This window comes from Streptomyces huiliensis (assembly GCF_020037025.1).
In the GTDB taxonomy this organism is placed as follows: domain Bacteria; phylum Actinomycetota; class Actinomycetes; order Streptomycetales; family Streptomycetaceae; genus Streptomyces; species Streptomyces huiliensis.
The window spans coordinates 1-4467 of record NZ_JAIQLH010000448.1; the positions used below are offsets into that span (position 1 = coordinate 1).

A 4467-nucleotide genomic window follows, 5' to 3' on the forward strand; every position below is an offset into this window, starting at 1 on the left:
CGACGGCCGGGCCGCCGCCCGGGTCGACGCCGCGCTCACCGCGCTGCTCGGGCCCGGCCGGCACGTCCTGCTGACCGCCGACACCGGGCCCGAAGAGCGCTACCGGCGCTGGCTCGCGGTCAGCCGCGGCGCGGTACGGGCCGTCGTCGGCACCCGCGCCGCCATGTTCGCGCCCGTCCACGACCTGGGCTTCGTCGCGATCTGGGATGACGCCGACTCCAGCCACTCCGAGCAGCACGCGCCGCAGCCGCACGCCCGCGAGGTGCTGCTGCTGCGGGCGGCCCAGGAGAAGGCCGGGTTCCTGCTCGGCGCCTTCGGGTGCAGTGTCGAGGCGGCCCAGCTGGTCCGTACCGGCTGGGCGCTGCCGCTGGCCGCCGACCGGGCCCGCGTCCGGGCCGCCGCGCCACTGGTCCGCACGGTCGGCGACGGCGACCTCGCCCGGGACGAGGCGGCCCGCGCCGCCCGCCTGCCCTCACTGGCCTGGCAGGCCGCCCGGGAGGGCCTGCGGCACGGCCCGGTGCTGGTCCAGGTGCCCCGCCGGGGCTACGTCCCCCGGCTCGCCTGCGAGCGGTGCCGCGAGCCCGCGCGGTGCGGGCGCTGCGCCGGCCCCCTGGAGGCGCGCGGCGCCGACGGCGCGCTGCACTGCGCCTGGTGCGGCGTGGAGGCGGTGAACTGGCACTGCCCCGAGTGCGCCGGATCCCGGCTGCGGGCCCAGATCGTGGGCGCGCGCCGGACCGCCGAGGAACTCGGCCGGGCGTTCCCCGCCGTCCCGGTCCGCACCTCGGGCCGCGACCACGTGCTGGACACCGTCCCCGGTACGCCCGCCCTGGTCGTCGCCACCCCCGGTGCCGAGCCGGTCGCCGAGGGCGGTTACGCCGCGGCGCTGCTGCTCGACGGCTGGGCGCTGCTCGGGCTGCCCGACCTGCGGGCGGGGGAGGAGGCGCTGCGCCGCTGGCTGGCCGCGTCCGCGCTGGTGCGGGGGCAGGAGGCGGGCGGCACGGTCGTCGTCGTGGCCGAGCCGACGCTGCGGCCGGTGCAGGCGCTGGTCCGCTGGGACCCTGCGGGCCACGCCGTGCGGGAGCTCGCCGAACGGGAGGAGCTCGGTTTCCCGCCGGTCTCCCGGATGGCAGCGGTCAGCGGGCCGCCGGAGGCCGTCGCGGAGTTCCTGGCGGCGGCGGAGCTGCCGGAGGGTGCCGACGTGCTCGGGCCCGTTCCGGTGCCGCCGGCGGCCGCCGGGCGCCCGCGCCGCCCCGGCGACCCGCCGCCGGGAGAGCACTGGGAGCGGGCGCTGGTCCGCGTCCGCCCCGGTCAGGGTGCCGCGATGGCCGCCGCCCTGCGCACCGCCCAGGCGGTCCGCCTCGCCCGCCGCGACGGCGAGCCGGTACGGCTGAGGATGGATCCGCCGGACATCGGCTGAGCGGAACGGGGGGGCGGCATGCTCCGGCCGGCGTGCCCGTCCGAGGCGGGCTGCGGTCCCTTTGGCGGCCGCCGGGCGACGGCGGTCGGTACCGCCGGGACGGGTACGTCTGCGGTCGACCGGTCACGTCCGGTCCGACGGGCGCCCCGGTGCCGGCGGCCGGCCGGCTCGCCGACAGCCGACGGGGCGGCCGGAGGGCCGTTCGGACCGGGCGTCGTCGCGCGGCCGGCCGGCCAAGGTCGATGGGCCGTTCCGGATCGGGTCGGTTGCCGTTCCGGGCCCGGCCTGCCCGGTGCCGGCCGTGGCTACGGGGAGGCGGCCCCGCGTCGGCTCGTACGCCGTCGGCCGAGCCGAGCCCGAGAAGGGACCGGAACCGCCCGTCCGCCCGCGCGGCGGCCCTCACCCGTTCCGCGGCCCCGGGAAAGCCGGCGGGCGCGGTTCCTCGCGGTGGGAGCCCGCGGGCTGGCCCGGGACCGAGCGGGCCGCCGGGACGACGGGGACGACCGGGACGGACGGGGCGCCGACCGTCGCCGGCTGCTCGGCGGGCGGGGCCGGCTCGGTGGCGGTCTGGCCGTTGGCGCGGCGGGCGCCGTAGCGGCGGTGGACCGCCTGCTTGGTGACGCCGAGCGCCGATCCCACCGCGTCCCACGAGAAGCCGAGCGAGCGGTCGAAGTCCACCGCCGCGGTCACCAGCGTCTCGACGCTGTCGCGCAGCTCTTGGGCGAGCCGGACGGTCGGGGCGGGCGCCCGGCCGTAGACGACGAAGCCCGCCGAGGGGCCCGTGCGGCGTGGACGGTAGACATTGCCCAGCTGAGCGGTCAGGGTACGCAGCGCGTCCACCTGTCGGCGGACCCGCTCGATGTCCCGGACCAGGAGATGCAGGCTGGCTCGTGCCTGGGCGTCATGAGTTGCGTGGTCGGGCATCAACAAGCCTCTCGGACCGGCGGTGAACGGGGGGAATGCGGGCGAGAGTTGACGGTCCATCAGGGTGGGCCGCGGTGGCGGTCCGGCTGGTCGGTCAATCTCTCTTGACCCAACGCGCCAAGGCCGGACGGGTCACGCTATGGGGGCGCACATCCGCCGGAATGGGGCGTGCGGTGAGCCGCACGCCCCTTGTCCGAGCCGTCGGGCCGGCCGTCGGGCCGCAGGGGCGGTCGCCCCGCGCACGGCCTAGACTGTGCGCCGTTCCGCTCGGCGCGTGAGAGGTAGTTCGCCACCCATGAGGCTCGTCTTCGCCGGTACCCCCGAGGTCGCGGTCCCCGCCCTCGACGCCCTGCTCGCCTCGGACCGCCACGAGGTCGTCGCCGTGGTCACCCGGCCGGACGCCCCGGCCGGCCGCGGCCGCCGGATGGTCGCCAGCCCGGTCGCCGAGCGCGCCGAGGAGGCGGGCATCGAGGTCCTCAAGCCGAACCGGCCGCGCGACGAGGACTTCCTCGCCCGGCTCCGCGAGATCGCGCCCGACTGCTGCCCGGTCGTCGCCTACGGCGCGCTGCTGCCCAAGGCCGCCCTGGAGATCCCCCGGCACGGCTGGGTGAACCTGCACTTCTCGCTGCTCCCGGCCTGGCGCGGCGCCGCCCCCGTGCAGCACGCCGTCATGGCCGGCGACGAGGTCACCGGCGCCTCCACCTTCCTCATCGAGGAGGGGCTCGACTCCGGGCCGGTCTACGGCGTCCTCACCGAGCAGGTCCGCCCCACCGACACCAGCGGCGACCTGCTGACCCGGCTCGCGCTCGCCGGCGGCGGGCTGCTCGCCGCGACGATGGACGGGATCGAGGACGGCACCCTGGAGGCCGTCCCGCAGCCCGCCGAGGGCGTCTCCCTGGCCCCCAAGATCAGCGTCGAGGACGCCCGGATCGACTGGACCGCCCCCGCCCTGCGCTGCGACCGCGTCGTCCGCGGCTGCGCCCCCGCCCCCGGCGCGTGGACGGTGTTCCGCGGCGAGCGGCTGAAGGTCATGTCGCTGGCGCTCGCCCCGGAGCGCACGGACCTCGCGCCGGGCGAGATCGCCGCCGGGAAGAAGAGCGTCCACGTCGGCACCGGCTCGCACGCCGTCGAGCTCCAGTGGGTGCGGCCGCAGGGCAAGAAGCCCATGCAGGCCGCCGACTGGGCCCGCGGCGTCCGCATCACCGCAGGCGAGAAGCTCGGGGACGGCCCGGCCGCGTAGGCTGGAACCCTTCGTCACCCCCAGCTCCGGAGCACCTTTCGTGAACGATCAGCAGCCGCCTCGCCGGAAGAACGGCCGTCCTGCGAAGCCGCACCGCCGGCCCAAGAAGGACCCGGTCCGGATCCTCGCCTTCGAGGCGCTGCGGGCCGTCGACGAGCGCGACGCGTACGCGAACCTGGTGCTCCCCCCGCTGCTGCGCAAGGCGCGGGAGAAGCACGAGGACTTCGACGCCCGCGACGCCGCACTCGCCACCGAGCTGGTCTACGGCACGCTGCGCCGGCAGGGGACGTACGACGCGATCATCGCCGCCTGCGTCGACCGGCCGCTGCGCGAGGTGGACCCGCCGGTGCTCGACGTGCTGAGCCTCGGCGTCCACCAGCTGCTCGGCACCCGCATCCCGCCGCACGCGGCCGTCTCGGCCACCGTCGAACTGGCCCGTGTGGTCTGCGGCGACGGGCGGGCGAAGTTCGTCAACGCCGTGCTGCGCAAGGTCACCGCGCACGACCTGGACGGTTGGCTGGAGCGGGTCGCCCCGCCCTACGAGGACGACCCCGAGGAGCACCTCGCCGTCGTCCACGCGCACCCGCGCTGGATCGTCTCCGCGCTGTGGGACGCCCTCGGCGGCAGCCGCGCCGGCATCGAGGACCTGCTCGACGCCGACAACGAGCGGCCCGACGTCACCCTCGTCGCCCGGCCCGGCCGCGCCTCCGCCGCCGAGCTGCTGACCGCGCTCGGCGAGGACCGCGCCCTGCCGGGACGCTGGTCGCCGCACGCCGTCCGGCTGGTCGAGGGCGGCGAGCCCGGCGCGATCGACGCCGTGCGCGAGGGCCGGGCCGGCGTCCAGGACGAGGGCAGCCAGCTCGTCGCCCTCGCCCTCGCCGCCGCG

4 protein-coding genes are annotated in these 4467 nt (G+C 77.7%); 3 read left to right on the top strand and 1 reads right to left on the bottom strand.

Features of this window, described 5'->3' with window-relative positions; all coding sequences use genetic code 11:
• The coding region (locus JNW98_RS34965) for a primosome assembly protein PriA (RefSeq protein ID WP_223772297.1) at nt 1–1417 on the top strand (1417 nt) is incomplete at its 5' end.
• Between the two features lie 399 nt (nt 1418–1816).
• Here JNW98_RS34965 and JNW98_RS34970 read toward each other — a convergent pair.
• Nucleotides 1817–2341 carry a hypothetical protein gene (locus JNW98_RS34970; RefSeq protein WP_223772298.1) on the bottom strand — a complete coding sequence of 175 codons (525 nt, stop codon included), beginning with the start codon at nt 2339–2341 and terminating at the stop codon, nt 1817–1819.
• A 295-nt stretch (nt 2342–2636) separates the two neighbouring features.
• Between JNW98_RS34970 and fmt the strand changes: the two genes are divergently transcribed.
• Both fmt and JNW98_RS34980 read left to right on the top strand, forming a co-directional pair.
• Entirely contained in the window at nt 2637–3581 is a 945-nt protein-coding gene (gene fmt / locus JNW98_RS34975; RefSeq protein WP_223772299.1) for a methionyl-tRNA formyltransferase, read from the top strand.
• Between the two features lie 40 nt (nt 3582–3621).
• On the top strand, nt 3622–4467 hold an 846-nt coding region (locus JNW98_RS34980), incomplete at its 3' end, for a transcription antitermination factor NusB (RefSeq protein WP_308015704.1).

Coding starts and splice junctions, on each gene's coding strand:
- fmt (WP_223772299.1), top strand. CDS start 2,637: ATGAGGCTCGTCTTCGCCGGTACCCCCGAGGTCGCGGTCCCCGCCCTC.
- JNW98_RS34970 (WP_223772298.1), bottom strand. CDS start 2,341: ATGCCCGACCACGCAACTCATGACGCCCAGGCACGAGCCAGCCTGCAT.